Consider the following 26,047-nt stretch of genomic DNA (forward strand, 5'->3'; position numbering starts at 1 on the left):
TGAAAAAACGGGGAACTACCCAGATGACGACACTCACCGACCCTCCCAAGGAGTCGTTTCGACTGTCCATGCTGATCTACGACACGCGCTATCGTTCAACGACCTTTCAGGTCCTGGCACTTATCGCGTTTCTGATCCTGATTGGCTGGCTGATTTCGAACACGGCACAAAACCTTGCAGAACTCGGAAAAGAACCCTCCTTCCGCTTCCTTGGCGAACCGGCGGGATATGACATCAACCAACGCCTGATCGACTATGATTCTCAAAGTCCGCATTTGCGTGCGGCGTTTGTCGGCCTTCTGAACACATTGCTTGTCGCGGTCATGGGCTGTGCCCTGGCGACGGTGTTGGGTGTTACAATCGGCGTCCTGCGCCTGTCGAAAAACTGGGTCGTTGCCAAGATCATGACCGTCTATGTGGAAATGTTCCGCAACGTGCCGGTCCTGCTTTGGATCGTGCTGGTCATGGCCATCATGATTGAAACCCTGCCCTCACCAAGTGCCTTCAGGGGCGCAGACCCCGAGGCCACGCTAAAGGTCTTTGATACGGTTGCCCTTACCAATCGTGGTGTCTATGTACCCGAACCGTTATTCTCGCGCAGCTTGGGGGATCTGCATCTGTTTGGAAACTCCGCGCTGAATTTCAACATCAGCCTTGATCTGGCTCTTCTGGTGGCAGTGCTTGTTGCCGGGCTGTTTGTCTCGGGGCGCATCAAACACCGTGCTGACAGGATACAAGAGGCGACGGGCGAAAGGCCGACCACGTGGTATCTGCGTCTGGGCGTGGTGGTTATTCCGGTTGTCATCGTTCTGATCGCACTGGGTTTTCACCTTGGCTACCCTGAGTTGAAGGGCTTCAACTTTGCGGGCGGGACGCATATGCGCAACTCGCTGATTGCCCTGTGGCTGGCTCTTTCCCTTTACACGGCGGCCTTCATCGCCGAAATCGTGCGCGCTGGTATCATGGCGATCAGCCATGGCCAGACCGAGGCCGCAGCAGCCCTGGGCCTGCGTCCGAAAAGGATCATGAACCTGGTCGTTCTTCCGCAGGCTCTGCGGGTGATCATTCCGCCCCTGATCTCTCAGTACCTGAACCTGACTAAAAACTCGTCGCTGGCGATTGCGGTGGGTTACATGGATATCACAGGGACTCTGATGGGCATTACCCTTAACCAGACCGGGCGCGAGCTTGAGACGGTAATGTTGGGAATGCTGATCTACCTGATAATCTCGCTTTCGATTTCGCTGGTGATGAACTGGTACAACGAGCGCGTCAAAATGGTGGAGAGGTAACATGAGCGATCTTTCTTATGTCCGCACAGAAATGTTGCCTGAACAGGCCCCCCCGGCCACGGCGGTTGGTATCATCGGGTGGATGCGCGAAAATCTGTTCTCAGGCTGGTTCAACTCGATCCTGACTATCGCCGCAGTCCTGTTCATCTACATGGTTCTGTCGATTGTCGTCCCCTGGATGGTATCCCCCACGTGGGAGGCAACGTCACTGGCCAACTGCCGCGAGATTCTGGCAGAGCTAGGCCGCGAGGGGCACTTCTCGGGGGCTTGCTGGGGTGTGATCCGCGAACGTTGGATCCAACTTCTGTTCGGTTTCTATCCGCCCGAACTGTATTGGCGTCCGATCCTGGCCTTCGTGCTGCTGTTCGTGGCCTTGGCACCCGTCCTTTTCGCTGAATACGTTCCGCGCAAATTGATCTGGTTCTCGGCCCTGTTTCCGTTCCTGATGCCCTGGATGCTTTGGGGCGGCACCGTCTGGAACCCGATTGCTGTCGTTGCAGGCTTTGCGATTGCCTACTTCGTCTACAAGGCTGTCGATACCGCCGTGGGGTCGATTGCAGCCATGATTGCTGCGGTGGTTGCAGCGATTGTGTGGTGGTTGGTCCTGCTGGGGCCAGTGGTGGCTGGTCTGTCCAGCATCATCCCCTTGGGATTTGAGGTTGTCGAAAGCCGTCAGTTTGGCGGGTTCATGCTATCGATTACCATCGGGATTGTTGCCATTGTCGTGTCGTTGCCGCTTGGCGTCGTGCTGGCACTGGGCCGGCAATCGGACCTGATGATCGTCAAGGCGATCTGCGTGGGCTTTATCGAGTTCATTCGTGGTGTGCCGCTGATCACGCTGTTGTTCGTGGCTTCGACGCTGCTGAACATCTTCCTGCCGCCGGGTACCAACTTTGACATCATCCTGCGGGTTATCATCATGGCGACCCTCTTCTCGGCCGCCTATATGGCCGAAGTTGTCCGGGGCGGCCTCGCAGCCCTTCCAAAAGGACAGTATGAAGGCGCCGACAGTCTGGGCCTGAACTATTGGCAGGCGCAGCGGTTGATCATCATGCCGCAGGCACTGAAGATTTCGATCCCTGGCATCGTTTCCAGCTTTATCGGGCTTTTCAAGGATACCACGCTGGTGTCGATCATCGGGCTTCTTGACCCGCTGGGCCTGTCCCAGGGTATCAGGGCCGACGCAAACTGGAATGGCATCGTGTGGGAGCTTTACGGCTTTATCGCGCTGTTCTTCTTCGTCTTCTGCTTCGGCATGTCCCGCTATTCCATGTATCTGGAGCGCAAGCTTCAGACTGGCCATCGTTAAGAAAGGGCCACGCATATGTCTGAACTAAAAACTGACCGTGAAATCGACCGCTCGAAGATGACGGTAAGCGATGAAGTCGCTATCGAAATCAACGGCATGAACAAATGGTATGGGGCTTTCCACGTACTGCGCGATATAAACCTGACCGTCAATCAGGGCGAACGTATCGTGATTGCCGGGCCTTCGGGCTCGGGCAAGTCCACTTTGATCCGCTGCCTGAACGCGCTGGAGGAACACCAGCAGGGCAAGATTGTTGTGGACGGGACGGTTCTGTCGAACGACCTCAAGAATATCGACAAAATCCGCCGCGAAGTGGGGATGGTGTTCCAGCACTTCAACCTTTTCCCGCACCTGTCGATCCTCGAAAACCTGACTCTGGCCCCGATCTGGGTGCGTAAAACGCCCAAAAAGGAAGCCGAAGAAGTCGCGATGCACTATCTTGAAAAGGTCAAGATTCCAGAGCAGGCCGATAAATATCCCGGGCAACTGTCCGGCGGTCAGCAGCAGCGTGTGGCCATTGCCCGTTCGCTGTGCATGAAGCCGCGGATCATGCTGTTTGACGAACCGACGTCGGCGCTTGACCCCGAGATGATCAAAGAGGTGCTCGACACCATGATCGAACTGGCCGAAGAAGGCATGACCATGCTTTGCGTGACCCACGAGATGGGCTTTGCCCGTCAGGTCGCGAACCGTGTGATCTTTATGGATGCCGGACAGATTGTGGAACAGAACGAACCTGAAGAGTTCTTCAACAACCCTCAATCCGAACGGACCAAACTGTTCCTCAGCCAGATCCTCGGTCACTGACCAATTCAAACCTTGCTGAACGGCCCCGCTGGTGACCCCTGCGGGGCCGTTTGTGTTTACACAGCGACCCTCGCCGAGTTCCTGACAGGTGTCAAAACGCCTTTCTTGCCCGGATTGCAGGCTAGGCTCTATACGGATGTCTCGTTTGAAAACCAGCTTTGGAACGTGCGAGACCTGTAACATCAGGTCGTTCTTGACTTCAGATTGGGAAAAATATAACCATTTAGTTATGGAACAAGTTGGTTATGCATCTGCCCCCCAGTCCCTGAACGCAGTTTTTGCGGCGCTGGCGGATCCGACGCGGCGCGCGATCCTGTCGCGGCTGGTCAAGGGTGACGCCGCCGTGAACGAATTGGCCGAGCCCTTTGAGATGAGCCAGCCCGCGGTATCAAAACACCTCAAGGTTCTGGAACGTGCCGGGCTGATAGAGCGGGCGATTGACAAACAACGCCGCCCCGCCCGGCTAAAGCCCCAGCCTCTGGCCGAGGCGGTGGATTGGCTGGAAGACTTTCGCAAACACTGGTCAACACAATTCGATCAACTGGACAGCCTATTGGACGAGTTGAAGGCCACAGAAAAAAAGGACGATCAGCATGAGTGATTTACCGACTTTTGTGCTGGACCGGGTGTTTGATGCACCGCGTGATCTGGTGTGGAAAACATTCACCGATCCCAATCTGCTGGCGCGCTGGTACGGGCCCAACGTGGAAACGGTAATACACCAGTTGGACGTGACACCGGGCGGTCTGTGGTTGAACGAGATGCGGATGGGCAAAGGCAGCCATTATGAGCGCATGGAATATCTTGAGGTGGCCGCACCCGAACGGCTGGTCTGGCGCCATTCAGCGGCAGATGCCGGTTGGAATATCACTGCCAACCCGATGATGCCCGACTGGCCAAAGGTATTGCTGACGACAGTGATTTTCACCGAAGAAGATGGCCAGACACGAATGCGCCTGACATGGGTGCCCGAAGGCGCCAGCGAGGCCGAGATAGCCTGTTTCGCCAATGCGCTTGCAGGGCTTGGTAAAGGATGGGGTGCTGGCATGGAGGTGCTGACCGCGTTGCTGAAGGAACTGCAGGCGGGCTGAGCCTGCGCTCAGTCGGTTGTGCGCAGGGGCGAGGATTGCACGATCCAGATCACCAGCAGCGGGATGCCCACGGCAATGGCGGTAACCACCAGCAACAGCCAGCCCAGTTGCGAATAATCTGCATGGGTGGTGATGACCCCGCTTACCGGATCGGTGACCTGGCGCGTCACTTCGAATATCTGGTTGAGGTATTTGGTCAGCAGGGCGCTGGCTGACAGCGCCAGATTGGTGAACGACGCCATTACAGCAAAGAACGTGGCCTTGAGATTGGCAGGCGCATTGCGCGCGATCCAGGCCAGCATCGGGATCATGGCGACCTGCCCCAGCGGCGATTCCACTGCCGTGTCAATGATGGCTATGAAACGCGCATCCACCACACCGCCGGTCATCTGAGAGGTCCAGTGATGGATACCGTAGTAAAGCCCGATATTGGGCAGTGACAGGATGCCACCGGCGACAGTCAGCATCGCCACGATGTAGACAATCGTTCGGCGCGCCATCAGAGGGCGCAGCACAACAATGCCTACCAGAGTCAGGACCGAAACGATCAGCGACAGCACCGACAGGAACTGCTGATCAAAACCCAGCACGTCAATCTCAAACCAGCCCAGACCGGGGCCAGGCAGGGGGGTGGCGCGGAACACAAAGATAATAAGCGCCGTGCCCACCAGTGCACGGGCCTGCGCGCGGCTGAGCACTGCAATAAGCTGACGCATCAGCAAAAGCACAATCGCCATGGAACCGGCAAAGATTATTTCCTGCCCAAAGGGAATTTCGGTCAGGCCAATGGTCAGGGTCAGGGCGACAAAAGCCGCACCACCGATAAAATACCACGGGTTGGTTTTGGTGTCTTCGTCCGGTCGTTCGAACAGTGCATCGGCATCGGCGTGGCTTAGTCCCTTGCGCAGCAGGTTGTGGCGGGCGCGATATTTTTGAACCCCGGCCAGCACAACGCCGGATACGGACAACAGCGGAATCGCCAGCGCCATCAGGTATATCTGCGCATAGGTGTCGACCTTGTCCGCCTCGGTCATGTCAGCGATGCCCGAGAACATGTAGATATTCAAAAGCGCCACCGCGACGGTGCCGGAAATCAGCGCAAAACGGCCAAGGGTCTGCATGGTGGTATGCATCGCCCTTGAGGTTTCTTCGGGGATCGGCGCGCCGTCGTCGTCCACACGCGGCACGGCCTCGACCGACATGGCGTCGGCTACAGCATCCTGAATGACCAGCCCTGATGGGGCCAGAAGAAACGAAAGGACATACCACGCCTTGACAGGCATGATCGCTTCCATCATCGGGCGGTGGGCAACGATCAGAAACATCACAAAAACACTGAGCGCGATCAGCCCGGCGCCCAGATAGACCAGCAGCCATTTCCATTTCCAGATGATATCAACCAAATGCCCCAAAGGCATTTTCAACGCCCAAGGCAGGCCTGCCCAGAACGCCAGCCCGGCCAGATAGGCGGCGGAAAGATCAAGAAAATCCTTGACGAAAAACGTACCCACAATGGCCGTCAACCCCGAAAAACCAGCGGCAAAATAGATCATCAGCGGCGGCAGGTAGGTCCAGCGCATCTGGCGGGCCAAATCGTACAGAACCGCATCAATCCAGCTATTGAAGGTCTTGCTCAGGGTCATCGGCGGCCTGTCTAAGGGGCGTTTCAGACCAGATATAGCGGCAGGTCGCGCCGGTGCAACAGATTAGAGAATGTTCAGCACCGCCTCGGGCGGCCGGCCGATGGCGGCTCGACCCTGCGAAAAGACGATCGGGCGTTCGATCAGGATCGGATTTTCGACCATGGCGGCGATCAGGGCTTCGTCATCGTCGTCTTTTGACAGCCCCAGTTCCCTGAACAGCTTTTCGCCAGGGCGCATCATGTCTATCGCGCGCCCACCAAGCGCGGCAATGGTGGCGCGTATTTCATCGGCGCCGGGCGTATCGATCAGATAAGGACGGATCGTAAACTTGTGACCTGCCTCCTCGAGCAGGGCGACGGTCTGGCGGGATTTGGTACAGCGGGGGTTGTGCCAGATGGTGATCATAGCCAGTCCTTTGTGTTGGTGCCAACAGCCTGTGAGATATTATCGAATCCATCCGCTTCCAATAGCCGGTCAAGGCCATGGGCAATATCTGCCGCCAGCGACAGACCATGATAGACCAGCGCCGAATAAAGCTGCACCGCCGAGGCCCCGGCACGGATCTTGGCATAGGCCTGTTCAGCCGAGGCGATACCGCCGACGCCGATGAGGGGGATCTCGCCTTTTGTCAGCTGCGACAGTCGGGCCAGTACGCGGGTGGATTTTTCAAACAATGGCGCTCCTGAAAGGCCACCCGCCTGATCCCTCATCGGGCTTTGCAGCCCGCCCCGGTCCAGCGTGGTATTGGTGGCGATGATGCCACTAAGGCCAGAGGTGCGGGCGACATCGGCAATTTCCGAAAGTTCGGCATCGCTGAGATCGGGTGCAATTTTCAGAAAGACCGGGATGGGTTTCGGCAGCCAGTCACGCGCCTCCATTACACCTTTCAAAAGCGCAGACAGGGCCGCAGCCCCTTGCAGATCGCGCAGTTTTTCGGTGTTGGGGCTTGAGACGTTGACCGTGGCGAAATCCAGATACCGGCCGCAATGGGCCAGCACTCGGGCAAAATCATCGGCGCGGTCGGCGCTGTCCTTGTTGGCCCCCAGGTTGAGGCCAATGACGGCATCGCGCGGACGCGCGGCAAGGCGCGCTGCGGCGGCTTCCATGCCTTCGTTGTTAAAGCCGAAGCGGTTGATCACCGCAGCATCCTCGGTCAGGCGGAAAAGCCGCGGCCTGGGGTTGCCGGGCTGGGCGCGTGGCGTGATGGCCCCCACTTCGACAAAACCAAACCCGGCGCGGCTGAGGGGTAAAAGCGCTTGGGCGTTCTTGTCAAATCCGGCGGCTAGTCCCACGGGATTGGGCAGTTGCAGACCAGCCACCTGACTGCGCAGTCGCGGGGAAGTAACAAGGCCCGGCAGCGGCACAAGCCCCGCACGCAGCGCCTTTAGCGCCAACCCGTGCGCAGTTTCGGGATCACAGCGCCGCAGGGCGGCAAGACCAAGACGTTCAAGAGCCTTCATGAAAATCCGGCCGGGAACTGGTGCTGCCCCTCCACCAGTGGCAGGGGCTGCGCCCAATGCACGTCTTCAAGGCGCAGTACGCGATAGAGATGCGGAAACTTGGCGCCCCCGCGCGAGACTTCCCATTTCAGGGCGTCACCTAAGTCGTCAGATTCGACCGCCAGCAGCATCAGTTTGTCCTGCCCCGCGAAATGCCTGGCGGCAGTTTCGGGCACCTGTTCAAGGGCTGAGAAATGCACATAGCCATCGGCGACGTCTACCGGTGCGCCTTTGGTTTCGCCATCGGCGCGCAGGGCGGCCCATTCGCTGGCCTGGAAAATCTTGTAAATCAGCATGCAAAGGTGATGCCTTGGCCGCGGGCCGTGGTCAAGTGCGAAGCCGGGAGCGGGGATTGACATGTCGGAAATCCGCCGTTGCTACTGAACCTTAGAAAGCCGAGCGGTTGCGCCGCGCTGTGCCCAGTTGGGTGAGGGGTGCCGCCCCTCACGCCGAGGTTCCGAAGAATTCAAACGAACCCCGGGATATTTACGGGCATAGGAGATTAGTCATTGAAAATGAATAAAAAAACAAGTCATTGCCTATTTAGCCCACCTGCCATTCACATGTGGTATCGAGCCAGATCACGTGAGCGTCTGAATCTTAAGTGGTGGTTTGAAGTGGCGGAAAAAGCGTGACGGCGGGGACGAAATAAGCAGGTGATCTGATCGTGTGCGGCGAGAATTGATTAAGCTTGTCGGCGATAACAATCCGGGTTTGGCCGTATTGCTTTCCAAACTTCGCAACCCAAGCGCAGATCGTCTCATAACTCACAACAACGCCCTGTTCGGCTACAAGATCGTCAACATCGCATAAGCTCAAAGCAAACCCAAACTATGCCCAGGCGGCAGAGGAAATCCCTTCTGGTGGAAATCGGTGACCTTTGAAGGATCCAGTTTGAGTGGCTTTGGTCATACTGGCCCGTACGAACCCAAACGCACGCCGTCAACTTGACGGTACCATCAAAACACGTCGTTTCGCGAAACGAATCAGTTCCAGAAACCGAGGTTGCAAAAGATTGCTCCGAAAAAATACACAATAACGTGAAAACGATATGTCATTGCACACAAACGCACAGGCTAATTCTACCAAGGGCAAGAATAATGCAATCTGAGATAGAATATTGGTGAGATATCAATAGCTAACGGTGATTCACCTTCTTTCAGTAGTTGAAATGTGGCATAATCTTGGCAGTGCATGAGCGTGTAGCTTGCTGCGAACGGGTTAAGTTAGAGGTGAACCCCCGGTGAGAGGTTGCACCTCATTTATTAGGAGTTTGATATGTTAAAAAACGTGAGAAATGTTGTCGCTGCGATGGGCTTGGTGTTCGCTGCCAGTTCGGCAAGCGCCGTGACTCAGCTAATTCACTTCGATGACGCCACCAACGGCGCCCCGACCTACACGACGGCGGACGGAAACTTCTTCTTCAATCCGACCAACCTGGCATCTGGAAATTGTGCGGATTCGACCACCGGCGGCAACGGAAGTTGTGTTCACGAGGTCGGCAACGGCGTTGTTACGGATATGACACGTTTGACGGGCGACAACACTTTCTCGCTTTTGTCGTTTTACGTCAGCGTTCAGGGTACGGGCAGCACGAACTATTTCTCGATTTTTGACGGCACCATAACGCACCAGTTCGATTTCGGTACTACATACGCAAATATGACAAACTATCCCGACGGCACGGCCGCTGGTGCAATTTCTCAGAATGGCAAGTATATCGTCGATGTGTCTGGTCTTTCTGGGTTTGACGATATCACCAAGGTGACCTGGTCCGCTTCTTCCACGGCGAGAGTGCGTATCGATTGTATCGCGGTTTCATTTGATGGAACCACCACCGATCCTTATGACGCGAACACCCAGTGCGGTCTCGACGGCGGTGGCGGTGGCGGTACGGGTCTTGTCCCGCTTCCTGCAGGTTTGCCCCTGTTGCTTTCGGCCCTTGGAATCGTCGGTATCGCAAGACGCCGGGCGCGGAAATCCGCTTAAGTTTACAACGACCACATATACGAGAGGATAGGGCACCCTTGATGGGTGCCTTATTTTTGCCGTAGACTTTAATTAAAAAATGACCCCTGCGGGGGCGGTAAAAAATTGAGCGAGACGGTACATGAAGAATCGGAACTTTTGGCAGGGGCCAGCAACCCCCATCACAGATGTATTGCCCCCTGAATTCGACGCGCAGGACATTTCCTCTTTCTTTGCTAATACACTGGTTGAACTCCCCGAACCCAGCGATCACGCTTATGGGCGATTTGGCAGGAAAGCACAGGACCGCGCGGAAGCACAGCCAGAGACAGCACCGTCTGAAATAGCATCGTATCCGGGCATCGAAGATTTGCCCGAGATTCCGGTTGCGACCCAGAACGCAGTTGACGCTTTAGAGGCCGCCGACGCGTTTGCGCCTGTTGATCTGGCTGATCTGGCCCAACCCTTGCGCACGCAGCCAGTTGTTGCGGATGAAATTACCTCCGAAGAGCCACTGGATGGCGCGGGCGCAAAACCCGCCCATGCCGGGGGTGGAAAAGACGGCGGCGGCAAAGGGAAAAACAAAGATACGGTCGACACAGGTGGCACCGCGACAGACGGGACAGACACCGGCGGCACCACGACAGGCGGGACAGACACAGGTGGCACCACGACAGGCGGGACAGATACCGGTGAAACCAACACCGGCAGCAACGACCCCAACGTTTATGTCAGCGGGATGGATAACCCTGATGGGTTTAACGTGGAGATCGTTTATATCGGCGATTGGAGTGATATGCTGCGCCAGCACATCCAGAACGTGGCCGAATTTGTAAGCGACATCATCACGGCAGATATTCCATCTTATAACGGTGTCGATGACATCAGCATCACGGCGACGATGACAAGCATTGATGGCACCGGCGGTTATTGGGGCTGGGGTGGTTACAGCACGCTGCGCACCGACACGAAGCTGCCCAGCACAGGCTATATGCGTTTTGATACAGCTGATGTAGCCACAATCGAGAACTACGGCCTGTGGGAAGATCTGATGCTGCATGAGATGTTGCACTCATTGGGCTTTGGCACGGCTTGGCAAGCCATGGGACTTGTCCAGGATTACAGCGGCGACCTGCGTTTTACAGGAACAAATGCGATTGAGGCTTACAACTCGGAGTTTGCGTCTATCGCTTCGAATGATGCGCTGTCGCTGTTTGGTGTCCCTGTGGAAACCGATGGCGGGTCGGGCACAGCCGGTGTGCACTGGGACGATGCCACCTTTACCAAGGAGTTGCTCAGCTCAAGCCTGCGCGCCAATGGCAACTACCTGTCAGATATGAGCATCGCGGCTTTGGAAGACATGGGGTACGAAACCATCTACGGTGACGCCGTGACAATCGCATAACGATATAACACCGGGTATCCCGGGCTGGGTTTTCTCAGACCGGGATATCTGACTGCAGGATATGCCCCAAGCGGCCCCCCGGCGGCCATTCAGATTTCCGATTATTGAAGATTAAGCAAAGGTTCTGACTATCTGGCAGGCAAAAATTCTCATTGAAATGCTTCGCAAGATATACGTTGATACCAAAAATATTTGATGCTTTACCGTGCCTGAACGCCTGTTGGCCACGATGTCGCTACGCAGGACAGCAGATCGCACGATCAGAGATCCAGAAAGAAGTTTTATGGCAGCATCAGAGTTGACAGCGGGGCAAGCCTTTGATGATTACCTTGCCCGGCGTCATTTTACCAATCTGGATGGCCTGCGGTTCGTATGTATAGCGATGGTGATCTGGCATCATGCACAGCCCGTTAAACTGGATAGTTTACCTGCCCTGAAGCGAGGCTTCCTAGGCGTAGATTTCTTTTTTGTCCTAAGTGGTTACCTGATCACAACCCTGTTGTTGCGCGAAGCTGCAAGAGACGGATCCTTTTCACTCAAAAACTTTTACATACGGCGCATTCTGCGCATCGTACCGGTCTACTTTTTTGTCGTTGCTGTGGTCTCGACCTACTTTATCCTGATCAAGGGCCAAGCCCAGATGGCAGATTTGGTGCCCTATTATTTTCTGTTTTTGTCGAATTTTCTGACGGATCATATCCCGATGCTGGGCATCACATGGTCCCTTTCAGTGGAAGAGCAATATTACCTTGTGTGGCCGCTGCTGCTTTTGGTGATACCGCCGCGCATGATACTGCCAATTGCCTTTTTTGTGGTCGCACTCAACGTTGTCATATCCCAAGGCCTGTTGGGATTGGCGCCTTACAAGTGGGGAATGCTTGTTTTCAAATTGCCCAACGCAACCTATGCGCCAATCATTATGGGATCGATCGCGGCGATTCTGCTTAACCGTCGTCCGACATTCGGATGGCTTTACCGGCTGACGGGATCACGCAATGCCGCAGTGGCGGGCTTCATCCTGCTATGTTTCGAGATGCAATTCTTACCTCAGGATATTCGGGGATGGCCGAACCTTGTTCTGCACCTGACCATGAGCTTCACGCTGATTGCGCTGGTAGTGCGCGACAACACATCGATCTCACGGTTCTTGACAGAGCCTCTTATCGCGCGGATCGGCTTGGTCAGTTATGGGATATATCTGTATCATCTCATAGCACTGGATATAGTTAGCAGGTTAAATCCACTGTCGGGACAGCCTGAAAAATGGGCCACTCTGATCCTGTATTTTGCGGTGTCATACCTGATAGCGGAGGTCAGTTTTAGAACGTTGGAGGCATATTTCCGAAGATTCCGCCCCAAGGGGGGGCAACATTGATGGGCCTGCGGGCTGATTGCGGCCCCACTAGCGCAAGAAACAATGTCAAAGAAACAGGGGAACAGCCTACTATCCGAAAACAATTCTTGCTTTGAGTTTTTTACAGGCCGCGGTGGATTGCCCCTTTTCCATACAAGGCTGCGCCAGCAGGCACCTTTGAAACAGAAACAGGAATTTCTCTTCAGTCAACGCTAAGCTTCTGAATAAAGGTGATTTTTTAAAAATTACAAAGATTTAGCCGCTGCAACCTTAAAAAAATAAACTGAGATGAATGATTCAGTTTCGATAATCAGAATGCTTAACGGGTGGTTTCATATGGCTTTAAAGGTAAGAATCAATTAATAATTAGCACTGTTAAAACGTACATAGTATTTACAGAGGTTGGGTCACGCACCCAAGATTCATACCCTTGAAAAAATCCATTGCAGAACCGTCTCGTTTTTCCCTTTCGGTCAAGCCGTTTGAGGGCTTTTTCCATTGGGGCACATTTTGGCTTTTGCTGGCCGTCATTGGCGCTGGAGCGTATTTCAACGAAGGCATCGCCGAGCTACTGAAAGCCTGGCAACTGCCTGAATACAGCCACGGACCGCTGATCCCTGTTTTGTCGGGGCTGTTGTTTTTACGGCAGTTGAAAACCGTCCCCGTGAATGCCGGCGAGGTTACCGATCGCGGCCCAGGGGTTTTCTTGTTGATTTTGGCCGTTTTGTTGGGGGCTGCGGGCAAACTGATCGAAATACGCGACATTGTCGCTTATGCACTGATCCTTTGGGTCGGGGCGCTTTTGCTGATCAGTTTCGGTTGGCGCACAGGTAAACATTTCTGGCCGCCGGTTGTACACCTTATCTATATGTTGCCGCTTCCAGGGGCGCTGTACTATGGGGTTTCGACCTATTTGCAGGGTGTGTCTTCAGAAATCGGTGTATATCTACTGCAGCTACTGCGCGTACCGGTGTTTCTTGAAGGCAATATCATCGACCTTGGCGTATACAAGCTTCAGGTCGCCGAGGCCTGTTCGGGGCTGCGTTACCTGTTCCCGATCCTCAGCTTTTCTTACATCTTTGCGGTGCTCTATAGAGGCCCAACCTGGCACAAAGCAATTTTGTTGGTTTCAGCCGTTCCGATTACGGTTTTCATGAATTCGGTTCGCATTGCTGTTGCCGGAATCATCGTGAATCACTTTGGTCTGAGCCATCTGGAAGGCTTTTCTCATTTCTTCGAAGGCTGGGTAATTTTCATCATTTGCGTTCTGATCCTGTTCGCGCTGGCTTGGGTGTTGGTCAAATTGCGTCGCGACCGGGTTGGCCTGATAGAGGCTCTGGATCTGGACACCGATGGCTTGGGAACCCAAGCCAAGCGCATCGGGTTGGTCCGCCCGTCAGCTGCTCTGATTACTGCTGCGGTGCTAGTAATCTCGCTGGCGTCGGCATGGGCGATGATTCCAAAACGTCAGGCGGTCGTCATCGAACGCGATCCTTTCCTGTTGTTTCCGACCCGGATTGGCGACTGGCGGACTGGGCCTCACAAGCCACTGGACGTCGAGATTGAGCGGGTTCTCGGGGCCGATGACTATATGTCGGTTACGCTGACCAAACCAGGACAGGGCGCGCCTGTTGAGCTTTTTACGGCTTGGTACAAAAATCAGGACCGTGGCGGCGTACATTCCCCGGAAGTGTGCCTGCCTGGCGCGGGTTGGGAAATCGCGAAGCTGGAACAAATTGACGTCACCCCAAGGAGTGAAACCGGTCGGCCGTTCACCATAAATCGGGCAATCATTCAAAAAGGTGTCACCCGGATGATGGTTTATTACTGGTACGAACAGCAGGGCGTACGCACGGCTTCGATGTTCGACGCAAAATTGAATTTGATGCTTAGCAAGTTCATGAAAGGCAGAAATGACAGTGCAATCATCAGACTGACAACACAAATGGGGCTTAAAGAGACTGACGAAAACGCTGAACGCAGACTTTCGGAGGTGATGTATTCCCTTTTCGGTCCGCTTCAAGGGTTTGTGCCTGACTGAGGGGGATATGGGCTCTTGCTGAAATAACGGGAGCAGTCAGACCGTTTTCAAAACCTGTGAGAAACGCGCACATGCTCGCACTGACGTCTTGGATACGCACTATTGTTGCAACGGCTTTTTCAGTTGTAATGGCGGCCCAGTCTGTTCAGGCGCAACCCACTCAGCTGTTGATGGCTGATGATCTTGTCAGCGTCGGACCGGTCGGGTGGCTTGCACCAAATTTTGCTTTTCCAAACCGTAACCTGAGGCAACCCATTGTTGGCCCAAGGCTGGACGGCCCCGGTGCAGATATGTTGCGCGGTTTATGGGCCCGTGGGCTGGCCAGCGGGTTTGAAGGCGTCGTCTATGAAAATAGGGACCGGGGACACTCGCCATTAAGCCCCGAAGACTTTCCGCAACTGACGCAATTGAAATTCGGCCCCAAACTACGTGCTCAGAATCTGGATTATGGGTTGGCAGGCCGAATTTTTCTGCCGGCCATCGTCATCGGAAACTCTTCGACAGCGATAACACAGTTTCCGATTGCAAGAAGTCAGACAAGGCAAGCGATGACCACCCAGGTCGAAGCGTCGCGCGCCTATCATACCTATGCCAACAATCATCTGTACATTTATCCTGAACATAAAGATCATGACGCTGACGACCTGTTTCATGCCAACTGGACTTATACCATTACCAGTCAGGGGTCATCCTATTCGGATCAGCCATTTCTACATGCCATTCTGATGGCTCTGGCCGCACTTCCAAAAGATACGCGGGAATTTTTGCGTCAAAAACGCCTGGTGGCACCCACCCTGCAAATGATCTTGCGGAGGTCGCAACTGGGGCTTGGCAGTTATGAGGCCTATCTGTCTGGGCTTGTACATCCCCCGGTATTCGACAAGGAACGACTTGATCTGCAACGAATGGTAGGATTAGCCGCATCGCTTTTGCCTGAGGATATTCCACCGATTATCAAGCTTACGGTCGAAGAGGAAAGTTTTACAGATAATGCCGATCTTGCCAAAATGTCGGAAAAACTGTTCGACACGCCTTCGGCGATTGCACGGGTCTGGCGAGGGAACGACTATACAAAATACATGGCCGTTTCGACGCAAAATACCGTGGATCCAAACGGTAGAGATCTGAAATTCCGGTGGGTTTTGCTAAGTGGCGATCCGGACAAAGTTCGGATTGAACCCGAGGGTGAAAGGGCTGAACGCGCGAGAATTTCACTAGACTGGCACGATACCTGGATCACCCAAAGCCTTTCCCCACGTTCAACCAATCGCGTAGACATTGGCGTTTTTGCCTGGAACGGCGTGCATTACAGCGCGCCAGCGATTATCTCGGTCAGTTTTTCCAACCATCATAAACGGGTTTACCAACCGGTTGGCAAGAATGGCGAGATCAAGCTTGTTTCAATTGACTATTCCGCACGTAAGGCCAAACGGCCGTTCGATCCGCTGCTTCACTGGTGGGCAAAATGGCAGGACGAATTCAGCTATGGGACCGACGGGGAAATGCAAAGCTGGACGCGCCGCCTAAAGGGTCAGGATATCCCGCTGCCTGTTCCCGGGCAGCAAAGCGAGCTGAAAGCCGCCACATATAAAACCGTTCGTAAGAAAGAATTCAAACAGCTGGTAATGCAAGATTCCACCAACTGATCGGAACGGGGTATTTGGCTGCCGTTGACAAGGCTGTTTGTGGAACTCTGGGCCTGATTGCTGATCCCATCCCCAAATTGTGGTCGCCCGCTCTGGGGTCTATGGTCCACCAGCCTCTGACGGACATCGCAATTCCACAGGGGATACCGGCCACACCAGCGCACTGACAGCAGAGCAGGATCCTCGGTAGGCGATGCGGTAGGGAAGACGGGCAGCGGTGGCGTTCACCGCCCCCAGGCCAACGCGTTGCCGACGCGTTTTGCTAACAATCTGCAAGGCCTGAGTCGCAAAAAAAACGCCAAGGGATACCCTTGGCGTTTTTTAAACTTTAATTGGTCGACTTACGACTGCTTGCGACGACGTGTCAGGCCAAGACCAGCCAGAGCACCGCCCAGCAGAAGTATCGAAGCCGGAAGCGGAACGATGTTTACGCCACCGCCACCCTGAGATGTCGAAACAACCCACATATAGTCATCGTGGTTGTCATCGTCGAAAAGACCGATGTTCTTGTTGTTGTCGTCAAACGCCAGGATGAACGAGTCGGAGCCTTTGGTCTTGTCCCAAAATACACCCATTTCGACATCGCCAAAACCTGCGATAAGCCCATTTGTCGACGAAAACTCAATTCCGCCCAGACTGCTTAACGTCGTTCCGGCAGCACCCGGAGTCCAAATAGCGTCCGTAACCAGCGCGCCAAATTTATTAAAGATGTTCACTGTTTCGGTTTTCGAATATGCCCCACCGGCAAGGCTAAGCGTGCTGTCGAAGGCACTTTCACCAGCAGCTTCTTTGAACTGCAGCTGCTCACCATTAGCATCAATGGTTACTTCGTTCAGCGTGCCAAAGCCGATATCGGAGATAGCTACGCCGAAGAACGCAACAATATCAGCCAAGAACCGGTTGTCGCCTGTTGGCCCACCGCTTGGCGTCACGTCCAGTGTTACAGCTGACGCTGATGATGCAGCAAACAGGCCGCATGCAAGAGCGAGACCTTTGATTCCATTTTTCATATCTACTAAACCTCCAAATATTCAGGCTTACACCCATAAACCCGGACGTTATTACGCCCGAGCGTTACAATCAGAGCTTATTACCCTCAAGCCCCCACCGTGTCGGGATACAAAACAGCGCAACCCAACTATGGCAATAGTTCTACCGCGGGATGCGATTCGAGGAAAGTGAAAAGGTTAAATTCGCCCCGAATGTTTCTGAATTGATCACAATTTCGTCAAATTCGGGCGAATGAATGGGAAACAGCCGTTAATCAAGGAAAAAATTGACCTTAAGAGCCCTTTAAATATTCGCCTTATGCGCGAATTGCGGTTGTATTAAGGCAAAAAGTTGGTGGTGATTCTTTCCTGGGTGCAGTTTATGCCAGGCGCCAAAATCAGGTTGGTTTGAGAAAAGCGCAAAAGATTAAGACCACATTTCACGCAAGCAAATCACGATTTTTTTTGACAGTTTGACCGGGCAAAAAAAAGGACACACTGACGTATTTGGAAGGCGTCGCAGTGAGGGTGAAAACGTAAAAAACGATAATCGTAGAAACGGGACCTACTTTGTTTTGCCAAGTAAGAACGGCGCCATAACAGCGCCGGCAATCGCGCCGCCGAGGTGGGTTTCCCAAGCCAGATTTCCGGAAGCCACCCAATACATAATGATGTTCAACAGGATCAGCAGAACCATCGACCAGAGCGTCGAAAGCACAAGACCTGCGGTTTTGGTCTTTTTGCGTTTCGCGTCCATGAAATCCCAGACTAGCTGAGCTGTCAGCAAACCGAAAAGCGCACCGGACGCCCCGACCATAGGTTGCAGTTTGGTGGTACACAAGGCGAAGCCGATGGCCCCCCCAAACAGAGAGGCAATATAAAGAATGCTGAACTTTGGTTGCCCAATGCGGGTAATGATCGGAAAGCCAAGCGAGACCAGGGCAATCATGTTGACCACCAGATGCCCCAGACCTGCATGCAGGAATGAGTAGGTGATGAACATTGTCCATCGCTGGAACTCAAAGTTGGGGGCCCAACCATGCAGCAGCCCTACCCAAAAAGCGCCGTGAGCATAGGAAAGAGGCCGCCACCGGGCAGACCCCCACAGCCCGCTGTCAGCGCCCTGCAAAACCAGCTCTGGTAGGGCGCAGGCAATCACGATGATGGCCAGAATTGCCGGGAGTCGCCGCGGCAGTAGAGCAAAGATCATCTTCGGATGTGACAATACGAAAATAGCCGGACTACTCGACCGCAAAATCAGATCTGATTATCTTTTTATCAGATCAAAAGAGCGGTCAAGGGTGAAGAAAACCGATGTTGAATCAGCGAAGCCAACAGAGGAAGAATCCCGTGTGCGATAGCTGACACCCGATACCATGCTCCAGTCACGCGTCAGTTCGCGATTGTAGCTGGCCGTAATATCGTAGCGCTCTACCTCGGAGGCGGTGCTGGTGCTTTCGACCAATCCAAATTTGATATCCAGCCCAACGGAAGAGATGTTGTTGATGCTGTGATCATAGCCAAAATCAAGGCTGCTTGCGATCCGTTCATTATCGTTATCGTCTGTGCTCACCTGACGGTCCGCGCTCAGGTTGATAGCGCCTTGTGGAAGCTGGTGAACGAATAGCGCGTTAAATACGAAATCGTAGCTGTTGCCCTCAAGACTGGTTGTCCCAACCGATCCACGAAGGCTTCCGCGGGGCAGCTCAATCTCACGACCGACATTGACTGTATACCGCTGACCGTCCTGGTTCCGGCTTAGAGTAAAATCACCAAAGACTGATCCGTTTGCAAGCTCGTGATCAATGCCCAGGCCGCCAATCAGGCCGGATTCAGTTGTCTTTCCGGTATTGCGGTCGGTGATAACCTCTTCATATCCAAGAGAAATATCAACCATTGTTCCGCTGGAAATCTCACTTTCCAGACCAAATAGGGTTGACCATGTTTCCCGTTCCGTATCGAGGGTATCCTGATCGTCGAAGAGATCGTAATGCAGTTCTGTCCGGCCTGTCAGGGTCTCTGACGGGCGCAAAAACATGGTTGCGTCGAAATTTGTTCGGGTATTGTCGACAAGAGACGAGGACGAGGTGTTTTCATAGCTCAAGTCGCTGACACCAGCCTCGAACAAGAAGCCGACCGTAGAGTTTTTGCCGGTCTCAAGGCTTGTGTCAAAACTGAAGTTGTTGCGTTTTCCGGTTCCCGACAGATTGTCAAAATCGGGAGGAATGACCACAATACCCGTGGCGTCAACAAAATCTGACAAGGGTATATCAAATGCTATATCGGTTTGCCGGAATTTTGCGTCGAGCTTGAACTCGGCATTGGCGCCTTCTTGGGTGAAGGACAGCGCTGCCTGAGGCTCTACGAACCCGGTTTCGGCCCCGGCACCTGTCGGAATGTCGCCTTCCCGAAACAGGCCGCCAAAAGAGAGGGAAAAGTCCTGAGTGCGGGTCTGGGAATCCAGATTTAACATCAAGGATGTTGTCGCAAGGTTGGTGTTGCCTTCGTCCGGAACTTCCAAACCCAGATTTGACGCTGTTTCAAAGCGCTGGCTGAAATCCAAGCTTACAGAAAGCCCGCCGTCTTCCTGTGCAAACAATGGAAGAACAACAAAAGCTGATGCACCTGCCGTTGCGACCGTAAATAGTGGCCCGTATTTCAACCCTGCTCTCTCGCTTCTAAGTTATTCGAAAAGCTTTCTTTGCGGGACAATTATCACATCTCCCGGCGCCAGAACAGTCATTCCGATGTTTGTTTTTCCTGCAAGAATATCCTGATAGTTCACACTATAGACTTTCTCAACACCTGCCGAGTCAGCCCTGCGAAGCTGAATGCGTTTTTTGGCTGCAAACTTCGAAAACCCGCCGATTTCGGCAAGCACCTGCAGCAATGTCGTACCGGTTTCAACCTCGACCTTACCAGGCTTTGCCACTTCGCCCAGAACGTACACATCTACCTTTGACGTGGCTGCGGACGTCGATCGCCCCGAACTACGTGGGACGGCAAGACTGGCCAGCGACACAAAAACAGTTGGCACGTTTGCAAAATTGGGCGCCAGCGCGCTGGCAACATCTGCCTTGATCTGGCTGAGCGTCTTTCCTTTCGCGGCAACCGTGCCTGCGAGTGGAACTGAAATCTGCCCGTCAGGCAGCACAAGTGTCTCGCGGTTGATCGTGTTGTCCTCTAATACCTCGATTCGAAGGACGTCACCCGGCTTCACTGTATACCGCTCCTGAGCAACGGCGTTGGTATATGTCAAAGGAATGAACAAAAGGGCTGCAAGCAGGACGTATACGCGTTTCATAGTGCACTCTCTTCCAGGTTTTCAATTAACCATTTTGGAACAGGATACCCTTATATATTCAATAGCGAAAGAATATTTATTAAGAATAACCGGTTGCAAGGGCATGTTGACGCTTTAGTGTCGTTCGAGCCACAGGCGCCCCCCGGTTTAGAATAGTAAAAAAGACAAGACGCGCAGGTTTCACAGGGGCTTTAGCAAAATTTTAATCACACCGCCTTACCAACGCCGTAATTGCCAATCAGATTTTGGAATAGTGTCAATCTGACAAATCCTGATGGCGGATATTTCGACAAAGGCTAAAAAGGGAGGTGAAAATGATTGTTGGCTCGATCGTGTTGGCAATAATTACCGCCGCGATATCTGCCATGCTCGCATTGCTTAATGGTGCGTCCCTTGGCATGGCGTTTTTGGCATACGTCCTGTCCGGCGTCTCAACATTGGTAGCAAGCGTCGTGGTTTGCTGGGTGGTGAGCCTGTTGCATATCGAGCACTGGGTAAAGAGCTACGACCTCACGGACTAGAAAAGCAATCAATAGAACAACAGGTGCGATTGCTTCCAGGTTGCTTGCTGCCAAAGCGGTTTCTTTTTGCTCAACAGCTAAACCGCGAACAAATTAGCTGCAAACAAGCCTCAAACCTCTTGCCAACTTCATCGCTTTGAAACGGGCCCGAATTGGGCCCAGCGTGTTGCCAAACGTTCAAGGTGAATAATAGTAGCTATCACCACGATCCATGTAACGGCATTTATTCAGTACAATCCCGGCGCAGTTCGTTCTTTCAGAGAGATCGTGTTCGCACTTGTCAATTTCGCTGGAACGCGAACTTTCTGCCTCTGCAACCAGCAAAGCACAGTCAACCTGATCAAGAATCTCCAACGTGTCATCACCTGTCAAAATTGGTGCGGTGTCGAAAATCACTATGTTGGGTCGGTAAGTAGCCTCAAGCTTGTCCAGTACGCTGGCAGCACCCACACTCTGCAGCAATTCAGCGGCATTTGAAACGCTGGAACTATTTGTTGCAAAAATCAGATTTTCGCCGATGCGCACCATATGGTTTTCAGCGACATCCGACTCTTTAAGAACCTGCGAAAACTGATGTTTCTCAGCCAGACCAATGATTTTCTTCAGAGACGGGCGGCGCAAGTCAAGCTCGACCACCATGACCCGGAAATCGACATACCGCGCCAGGCTAAAGGCGATATTGGCACAGATCGTCGACTTACCACATCCTGCGGTCGGCGATGTGATCGCGACGCGCTTCCAGCCGTTTTTGTTCATCTGCTGTAGCAATTTTGTACGCAGCACATCATATGGGTTGGCCTCCTGGCAAGATTTGTGGGCTACAATGCGGCTGATCTGCAGGTGCCTGTCGTCAAGCTTGAGCTGTTTTATTTTCTGCCAAGCCAGATTTCTTTCGGCGTCTTCTTGAGCGGAGACGGAATGCTGGGAATTCAGAGTCTGATCCGCCGGCACCGCTTCTATTTCCGCTGCTTTTACGGATCGGTCGCCTTTTGCCCGCGTTTCCGCTTTTGTCCGCGCTTTGCGGGCTTTTTCTATTGCTGATTGGATGCGTTCCATAAACTAACCCTCTATCCTACTTTCAGACCAAGTTTTTCCAAAAGGTCAGATAAACCAGATTTGGTAAGGACTTTATCCACCATCATGTCGATTGGCATGACGTAAAGATGCAACATGTAAATGCCCGCCGGTATCATAATCGTTACCACAAGCAGAGCAGACAGAATCAAGGCCCGACGGGCCAAAACTTGCCTGGAGGTGAAAATATAGGGAATCGTGACCAGCGGTGCGATGCCCAAACTTTTCGTTAGATCAACGGGACGGCGTACAGACCGATTGAAAAACTCAAGCAAAGCGATAAAACCAAAACCAGAAACAAGCGCCAGAATGATACTTGCAAAGGCAATTGACTTGCGGTTCGGATCGGTTGGCTCGTTGGGTACAACAGCTTGTTCAATAACAGAAATTCGTTGACCACGCGATTGCGCTTCGATCTGATCGCCGGTGCGCGCCTTGGCCAAATCGGCGGTAGCTTGATTGTACTGAATCCTCAGGTTTTCGTAATCACGTTCAAGCGACCCCAGTTGGACCGCATTGGCAGGAGTTGCATCAATGGATTTTGCCAGGTTTGCTAGCTCTTGTTCTACGTTTTTCTTCTGGTCAGCCAGGAAATCAATCTGACCATTTATGTCCAGCACCTGCAGATCAAATGCGGTAATGCCGGGATTTTCCTCACTCAGTGAGTCTGTGAGTTTCCCAATCTTGTTTTCCATCGCTTCGATCTGGATACGTAGATTTTTCACCTTTGGATTCTGCTCGGAATAAAGCGTCAGGGCATAGGCAAGCTGGTCCTGAAGTTCCAGAAGGCGTGCTACGTCTGGGTCCATACGAGCATTGCCCGATCCCGCAACCCGGCCAGTTTGATCATAAAGCTGTTGCAGGCGCGACTTGCGGTCGCGCAGGCTTAAAAGCTCGCGGTCAATGTTCAAAACACGTTCCTGAAGGGATTTCTGGCTGTTCCTGCGAAAATCCAGACTGTCAGGCAGGGCGTCTTTGTTTTCCATCTTGAATTTGAGAATGGCGTCGCCGCGATCAGCAAGTTCCAGATTAAGGCGGGCGACCTCACGTTCAAAGAACGCTAGGGTCTGCCCGGACGCGGCTGTGCGCAAAGCAAGGTTTTCTTCCAAGATCAACGTAACCAGTTCATTGGTTACTTCCGCTGAAAGCCGACCTTTCGAAGCTTCAAAGGAAACGGTCACGAAAGAGGCGACATCATTGCGGCGCGGCAAGCTCATGGAAATGCGTCGCCGCATTCCCTCGACAATATCATCGGCGGACATTTCTAATGCATTTGGAAAGACATTGAATTTGCGAGAAATTTCAAGAAGTTTAGCCCGTGTCAGAATTCTCTGCCTGATGATTTGGAGGAATTCTGCTGCTTCGACTTGCACCGTAGACTCTGCCAGATTGCCAGGAATCTGAGCGGATTCAACCAGGAGTGTGGCATTAGCCTTGTAGGTGGGGGGCAGAGTGTAGGCGATGGTCAGGCCAACACCCGCAACAGCCAGAGCCACCAAAAGAAAGTAATGCAGCCGACGCATGAATACGGCCAGATAAAACTTCAAGTCGATACTCATAAATTTGAACTTTCTGAACTGTCAAAACTTCCGGCACCAAAAAACGCACCGTCATCGAGAACCTGCTGAACAGTGCGGTAAGTTACAATCTTCTGGTTGTTGGTGAAAGTATATACCATAGCAAGGTCACATAGCTGATTAACCAGGCGCGGAACACCGTTGGTTTTTTCAAAGATCAAGTCACTAGCTGACCTGTGGAAAAGGTTCTTGGCGGCCCCTGCCGCACGAAGCCTATGGCCTATGTAATCATAAACAGTTGTCGAATCCATGGCGCCAAGATGAAAATTTGCGGCCACTCTTTGGGCAAACTGCCGCAATCCTGGTTGCCGAATCATTTCGCGCAATTCGGGCTGGCCGACAATCACCAACTGCAGCAACTCATCCTTGTTTGAATTGATGTTGGTAAACATCCGTAGTTCTTCGAGGGATTCGCGGCTGAGATTTTGCGCTTCATCAAAAATAATGACGACTCGGCCACCTTGTGCGTATTCATCAATCAGCAACTTCTGGAAAGCTTCAAACATATCTACATAGTTTGTATCAGCCGATATGCGTTTTCCGAGTGACATCATAACCCACCGCAGCAGTTCGCCACGTGAGCCTTGGGCATTCGCAACCAAGCCAACTTTTATCCGGTCATCAATGTTCTTTAGCAGGTGATGCAGAAGGGTTGTTTTGCCGGATCCAACCTCGCCGGTGATCAGTGTGATCGGTGAGCGGGTCAGCAAGCCATATTCAAGCATTGTGTAAGCACGTCTGTGGGCCGGTGACCAAAAAATGAAATCAGGGTCAGGAACCAATGAAAACGGTCGCACGTTCAGCCCAAAATAATCAGTGTATATATCCAGTATCGAATTTTCAGAGGACTGTTCTTTTACCTCTCTGACGGGTTCCGGAGGGTCGATTTTGTCGAAACCACCTTCATTTGTTTCGAATTGTGCACCAATCGGAGACTCGTTTGTCCCGATTGGTGCAATCAGGAAGTCTGATTGCAGCTTAAGCGGGCCTTTAACAGGCTGGTTTGGCGTGGCGGAATTGACTTGTTCATCTGCCCGCTCACGTAAGACGTCCGGAGACGGGTAGGCGTCTCCAGTATCCGAAACATCCGAAACCGGTCGGCTTTTTTTCCGAGAACGTAGAAAGAACCTGAGTTTGTGGATAAAATGTGGCAAAAGCACCCCATCAGTACCGAACGATTGTTTAATCAAGAACTATTACTCTTTCTCTGTCCGGCATTCAGAAATCATAGGGCCTTTGAGTCAACTGGTCAAAAGTGTCAAAATACCAAGATGTTAAATAGGTTTTACCCAGTTCAGATGGCATCAAGAAGTCAGAGGTAAGGCAAAGCTGTGATACGAACTGGCCATCAGCGTAGCCATTGATTCGGTATCTTCTGGAGTTTTTCGAGAAACAATAGCTTAAAATTTGTTAGCTTTGCCTGCAAAATAGAAACAAAAATTGTATGACTGCGGCTAAATTGAGGCATTGTTCGCGGCATGGTTGTTAGTAGAGGGCTTGCTATTGTTGAGGCAGAGGATGAGGCATAATAATTTTATTACAGATTGCGTTTAAACCCGCAGTATGAGTTGTGAGGCCCAAGTTCAGGCTAATTTTAGCCAGGATGAGTTTCGGAACAGAGCAGTGTGATTTTGTCCCGGCAATTTATTAGTCGGTTCGTGTATGTGTGCCTCTGGGGAGTGTATTATGACTATTCAACGAGAGAATTTTACAAATAGTGACTCCAGCCCCGTAGAGACCTTTCGTGCTAACATTTCGGGAACTGCACGAGGCGGAATTTATTGCAATCTATTTAAACGTCTTTTGGATCTCTTCTTTGTCCTTATGGCAGCACCTTTTGTCGTCCCGGTTGTCCTTTTGTTAGCGCTGTTCATTTCACGAGATGGGCATAACCCATTTTACCGCCAGGTTCGCGTTGGGCGCGCGGGTCGTAATTTCACTATGTGGAAATTGCGCACTATGGTTCCCGACGCCGAAAACAAACTAGAAGATTTTCTGGCAGACGATGCGTCAGCGCGCAACGAATGGAATGAAAAGCAAAAGCTGGCTGACGACCCTCGGGTGACCCGGTTAGGTGCCTTGATTCGAAAATGTTCAATCGATGAACTGCCACAGTTATGGAACGTCCTTGTCGGCGACATGAGTCTGGTTGGGCCGCGTCCAATGATGCCGGAGCAACGTCGTTTGTACCCGGGATTGTCCTATTTTACGCTGCGCCCTGGTGTTTCCGGGCCTTGGCAAGTTTCAGACCGTAACAGTAGTTCTTTCGCTGCACGTGCCGAATTTGATGACCAATATAACAACAACGTATCTCTGAAGAACGATGTCCGCATTATTCTCTGTACCTTTTTGGTCGTTGTGCGTGGCACTGGTTGCTGATCGCCAAGTTAACAGACTGTCTAGGGCCTGTTAACACTATTACGTAGTGCTGTTTGATGCTAAGTATCTGTTATGAATGAGATAACAGAAAATCAATACGCGCTGATCCAGCCCTACTTGCCAGTCCAGCGCGGGAATGTGCGGGTTT

At 52.7% G+C, this 26,047-nt stretch carries 23 protein-coding genes and 1 pseudogene; 12 read left to right on the forward strand and 12 right to left on the reverse strand.

The genetic code is table 11. The features are described 5' to 3' along the window. The first annotated feature begins 23 nt into the window (after window positions 1-23). From PEL8287_RS11920 to PEL8287_RS11940, 5 genes are all read left to right on the forward strand, one after another. A complete protein-coding gene (locus tag PEL8287_RS11920) occupies window positions 24-1,292 on the forward strand; it encodes an amino acid ABC transporter permease (protein WP_085892609.1) in 1,269 nt (422 codons plus the stop codon). A 1-nt stretch (window position 1,293) separates the two neighbouring features. Then, window positions 1,294-2,601 carry an amino acid ABC transporter permease gene (locus PEL8287_RS11925; RefSeq protein ID WP_085892610.1) on the forward strand — a complete coding sequence of 436 codons (1,308 nt, stop codon included), beginning with the start codon at window positions 1,294-1,296 and terminating at the stop codon, window positions 2,599-2,601. A gap of 15 nt (window positions 2,602-2,616) precedes the next feature. After that, entirely contained in the window at window positions 2,617-3,408 is a 792-nt protein-coding gene (locus tag PEL8287_RS11930; protein ID WP_085892611.1) for an amino acid ABC transporter ATP-binding protein, read from the forward strand. A gap of 229 nt (window positions 3,409-3,637) precedes the next feature. Continuing rightward, window positions 3,638-4,009 carry an ArsR/SmtB family transcription factor gene (locus PEL8287_RS11935; protein ID WP_085892612.1) on the forward strand — a complete coding sequence of 124 codons (372 nt, stop codon included), beginning with the start codon at window positions 3,638-3,640 and terminating at the stop codon, window positions 4,007-4,009. Continuing rightward, window positions 4,002-4,499, forward strand: a complete 498-nt coding sequence (locus tag PEL8287_RS11940) for an SRPBCC family protein (RefSeq protein ID WP_085892613.1) — start codon at window positions 4,002-4,004, stop codon at window positions 4,497-4,499. Before PEL8287_RS11935 ends, PEL8287_RS11940 begins: the two co-directional genes overlap by 8 nt. An 8-nt stretch (window positions 4,500-4,507) precedes the next feature. Here the strand turns inward: PEL8287_RS11940 and PEL8287_RS11945 are convergent, their stop codons facing one another. The 5 genes and pseudogenes from PEL8287_RS11945 to PEL8287_RS20555 all read right to left on the reverse strand — a co-directional run bounded on the left by PEL8287_RS11945 (window position 4,508) and on the right by PEL8287_RS20555 (window position 8,553). After that, a complete protein-coding gene (locus PEL8287_RS11945; protein ID WP_085892614.1) occupies window positions 4,508-6,142 on the reverse strand; it encodes an MFS transporter in 1,635 nt (544 codons plus the stop codon). Window positions 6,143-6,205: 63 nt separating this feature from the next. Then, window positions 6,206-6,547, reverse strand: a complete 342-nt coding sequence (arsC, locus tag PEL8287_RS11950) for an arsenate reductase (glutaredoxin) (RefSeq protein ID WP_085892615.1) — start codon at window positions 6,545-6,547, stop codon at window positions 6,206-6,208. After that, the gene (locus PEL8287_RS11955; protein WP_085892616.1) at window positions 6,544-7,602 is read right to left on the reverse strand and encodes a quinone-dependent dihydroorotate dehydrogenase; all 1,059 of its coding nucleotides are present in this window, start codon (window positions 7,600-7,602) and stop codon (window positions 6,544-6,546) included. The genes arsC and PEL8287_RS11955 overlap by 4 nt, the downstream gene beginning before the upstream one ends. Further along, on the reverse strand, window positions 7,599-7,937 hold the full coding sequence (locus tag PEL8287_RS11960; RefSeq protein ID WP_085892617.1) for a DUF952 domain-containing protein: 339 nt from the start codon (window positions 7,935-7,937) through the stop codon (window positions 7,599-7,601). The genes PEL8287_RS11955 and PEL8287_RS11960 overlap by 4 nt, the downstream gene beginning before the upstream one ends. A 247-nt stretch (window positions 7,938-8,184) precedes the next feature. Continuing rightward, window positions 8,185-8,553: pseudogene (locus tag PEL8287_RS20555) on the reverse strand (hypothetical protein). Window positions 8,554-8,919: 366 nt separating this feature from the next. On the opposite strand from PEL8287_RS20555, the gene PEL8287_RS11965 reads away from it, so the two are divergent. From PEL8287_RS11965 to PEL8287_RS11985, 5 genes are all read left to right on the forward strand, one after another. Then, window positions 8,920-9,630 carry a hypothetical protein gene (locus PEL8287_RS11965; protein ID WP_139837778.1) on the forward strand — a complete coding sequence of 237 codons (711 nt, stop codon included), beginning with the start codon at window positions 8,920-8,922 and terminating at the stop codon, window positions 9,628-9,630. Between the two features lie 121 nt (window positions 9,631-9,751). Then, on the forward strand, window positions 9,752-11,014 hold the full coding sequence (locus PEL8287_RS11970) for a leishmanolysin-related zinc metalloendopeptidase (protein WP_085892619.1): 1,263 nt from the start codon (window positions 9,752-9,754) through the stop codon (window positions 11,012-11,014). Between the two features lie 283 nt (window positions 11,015-11,297). Beyond that, window positions 11,298-12,389 carry an acyltransferase family protein gene (locus tag PEL8287_RS11975; RefSeq protein WP_176228629.1) on the forward strand — a complete coding sequence of 364 codons (1,092 nt, stop codon included), beginning with the start codon at window positions 11,298-11,300 and terminating at the stop codon, window positions 12,387-12,389. A gap of 409 nt (window positions 12,390-12,798) precedes the next feature. Then, window positions 12,799-14,409: a VPLPA-CTERM-specific exosortase XrtD gene (gene xrtD / locus PEL8287_RS11980; protein ID WP_235862287.1), complete on the forward strand. Its 1,611-nt coding sequence runs from the start codon at window positions 12,799-12,801 to the stop codon at window positions 14,407-14,409. Between the two features lie 71 nt (window positions 14,410-14,480). After that, the gene (locus tag PEL8287_RS11985; RefSeq protein WP_085892621.1) at window positions 14,481-16,055 is read left to right on the forward strand and encodes a hypothetical protein; all 1,575 of its coding nucleotides are present in this window, start codon (window positions 14,481-14,483) and stop codon (window positions 16,053-16,055) included. A 341-nt stretch (window positions 16,056-16,396) separates the two neighbouring features. Here PEL8287_RS11985 and PEL8287_RS11990 read toward each other — a convergent pair whose 3' ends face one another. From PEL8287_RS11990 to PEL8287_RS12005, 4 genes are all read right to left on the reverse strand, one after another. Next, on the reverse strand, window positions 16,397-17,065 hold the full coding sequence (locus tag PEL8287_RS11990; RefSeq protein WP_085892622.1) for a VPLPA-CTERM sorting domain-containing protein: 669 nt from the start codon (window positions 17,063-17,065) through the stop codon (window positions 16,397-16,399). Between the two features lie 544 nt (window positions 17,066-17,609). Beyond that, the gene (locus PEL8287_RS11995; protein ID WP_139837781.1) at window positions 17,610-18,254 is read right to left on the reverse strand and encodes a rhomboid family intramembrane serine protease; all 645 of its coding nucleotides are present in this window, start codon (window positions 18,252-18,254) and stop codon (window positions 17,610-17,612) included. Window positions 18,255-18,311: 57 nt separating this feature from the next. Beyond that, window positions 18,312-19,607: a hypothetical protein gene (locus PEL8287_RS12000; RefSeq protein WP_139837782.1), complete on the reverse strand. Its 1,296-nt coding sequence runs from the start codon at window positions 19,605-19,607 to the stop codon at window positions 18,312-18,314. Window positions 19,608-19,727: 120 nt separating this feature from the next. Continuing rightward, window positions 19,728-20,348, reverse strand: a complete 621-nt coding sequence (locus PEL8287_RS12005; RefSeq protein ID WP_085892624.1) for a polysaccharide biosynthesis/export family protein — start codon at window positions 20,346-20,348, stop codon at window positions 19,728-19,730. A 314-nt stretch (window positions 20,349-20,662) separates the two neighbouring features. Between PEL8287_RS12005 and PEL8287_RS12010 the strand changes: the two genes are divergently transcribed. Continuing rightward, complete coding sequence (locus tag PEL8287_RS12010; protein ID WP_085892625.1) at window positions 20,663-20,869, forward strand: hypothetical protein; 207 nt, start codon at window positions 20,663-20,665, stop codon at window positions 20,867-20,869. A gap of 177 nt (window positions 20,870-21,046) precedes the next feature. Here the strand turns inward: PEL8287_RS12010 and PEL8287_RS12015 are convergent, their stop codons facing one another. From PEL8287_RS12015 to PEL8287_RS12025, 3 genes are read right to left on the reverse strand one after another with little or no spacing between them, the layout of a single operon-like run. Continuing rightward, a complete protein-coding gene (locus PEL8287_RS12015; protein ID WP_085892626.1) occupies window positions 21,047-21,925 on the reverse strand; it encodes a CpsD/CapB family tyrosine-protein kinase in 879 nt (292 codons plus the stop codon). 11 nt (window positions 21,926-21,936) lie between these two features. Then, the gene (locus PEL8287_RS12020) at window positions 21,937-23,502 is read right to left on the reverse strand and encodes a GumC family protein (protein ID WP_085892627.1); all 1,566 of its coding nucleotides are present in this window, start codon (window positions 23,500-23,502) and stop codon (window positions 21,937-21,939) included. Next, window positions 23,499-24,710, reverse strand: coding sequence for an ExeA family protein (locus PEL8287_RS12025; RefSeq protein WP_235862288.1), 1,212 nt, complete (start codon window positions 24,708-24,710; stop codon window positions 23,499-23,501). Before PEL8287_RS12025 ends, PEL8287_RS12020 begins: the two co-directional genes overlap by 4 nt. A gap of 496 nt (window positions 24,711-25,206) precedes the next feature. On the opposite strand from PEL8287_RS12025, the gene PEL8287_RS12030 reads away from it, so the two are divergent. Beyond that, complete coding sequence (locus PEL8287_RS12030; RefSeq protein WP_085892664.1) at window positions 25,207-25,899, forward strand: sugar transferase; 693 nt, start codon at window positions 25,207-25,209, stop codon at window positions 25,897-25,899. Window positions 25,900-26,047 lie beyond the last annotated feature (148 nt).

Origin of the sequence: Roseovarius litorisediminis, assembly GCF_900172295.1 — a bacterium.
GTDB lineage: Bacteria > Pseudomonadota > Alphaproteobacteria > Rhodobacterales > Rhodobacteraceae > Roseovarius > Roseovarius litorisediminis.

Excerpts from the sequence above, each read along its gene's own strand:
- PEL8287_RS12030 (WP_085892664.1), top strand. The coding sequence starts at position 25,207 with ATGACTATTCAACGAGAGAATTTTACAAATAGTGACTCCAGCCCCGTA.
- PEL8287_RS11995 (WP_139837781.1), bottom strand. The coding sequence starts at position 18,254 with ATGATCTTTGCTCTACTGCCGCGGCGACTCCCGGCAATTCTGGCCATC.
- PEL8287_RS12015 (WP_085892626.1), bottom strand. The coding sequence starts at position 21,925 with ATGGAACGCATCCAATCAGCAATAGAAAAAGCCCGCAAAGCGCGGACA.
- PEL8287_RS11920 (WP_085892609.1), top strand. The coding sequence starts at position 24 with ATGACGACACTCACCGACCCTCCCAAGGAGTCGTTTCGACTGTCCATG.
- PEL8287_RS11930 (WP_085892611.1), top strand. The coding sequence starts at position 2,617 with ATGTCTGAACTAAAAACTGACCGTGAAATCGACCGCTCGAAGATGACG.
- PEL8287_RS11960 (WP_085892617.1), bottom strand. The coding sequence starts at position 7,937 with ATGCTGATTTACAAGATTTTCCAGGCCAGCGAATGGGCCGCCCTGCGC.
- PEL8287_RS12005 (WP_085892624.1), bottom strand. The coding sequence starts at position 20,348 with ATGAAACGCGTATACGTCCTGCTTGCAGCCCTTTTGTTCATTCCTTTG.
- PEL8287_RS11935 (WP_085892612.1), top strand. The coding sequence starts at position 3,638 with ATGGAACAAGTTGGTTATGCATCTGCCCCCCAGTCCCTGAACGCAGTT.
- PEL8287_RS11940 (WP_085892613.1), top strand. The coding sequence starts at position 4,002 with ATGAGTGATTTACCGACTTTTGTGCTGGACCGGGTGTTTGATGCACCG.
- PEL8287_RS11965 (WP_139837778.1), top strand. The coding sequence starts at position 8,920 with ATGTTAAAAAACGTGAGAAATGTTGTCGCTGCGATGGGCTTGGTGTTC.
- PEL8287_RS11985 (WP_085892621.1), top strand. The coding sequence starts at position 14,481 with ATGCTCGCACTGACGTCTTGGATACGCACTATTGTTGCAACGGCTTTT.
- PEL8287_RS11975 (WP_176228629.1), top strand. The coding sequence starts at position 11,298 with ATGGCAGCATCAGAGTTGACAGCGGGGCAAGCCTTTGATGATTACCTT.
- PEL8287_RS11970 (WP_085892619.1), top strand. The coding sequence starts at position 9,752 with ATGAAGAATCGGAACTTTTGGCAGGGGCCAGCAACCCCCATCACAGAT.
- PEL8287_RS11945 (WP_085892614.1), bottom strand. The coding sequence starts at position 6,142 with ATGACCCTGAGCAAGACCTTCAATAGCTGGATTGATGCGGTTCTGTAC.
- arsC (WP_085892615.1), bottom strand. The coding sequence starts at position 6,547 with ATGATCACCATCTGGCACAACCCCCGCTGTACCAAATCCCGCCAGACC.
- PEL8287_RS11925 (WP_085892610.1), top strand. The coding sequence starts at position 1,294 with ATGAGCGATCTTTCTTATGTCCGCACAGAAATGTTGCCTGAACAGGCC.
- PEL8287_RS11955 (WP_085892616.1), bottom strand. The coding sequence starts at position 7,602 with ATGAAGGCTCTTGAACGTCTTGGTCTTGCCGCCCTGCGGCGCTGTGAT.
- PEL8287_RS12010 (WP_085892625.1), top strand. The coding sequence starts at position 20,663 with ATGATTGTTGGCTCGATCGTGTTGGCAATAATTACCGCCGCGATATCT.
- PEL8287_RS12020 (WP_085892627.1), bottom strand. The coding sequence starts at position 23,502 with ATGAGTATCGACTTGAAGTTTTATCTGGCCGTATTCATGCGTCGGCTG.
- PEL8287_RS11990 (WP_085892622.1), bottom strand. The coding sequence starts at position 17,065 with ATGAAAAATGGAATCAAAGGTCTCGCTCTTGCATGCGGCCTGTTTGCT.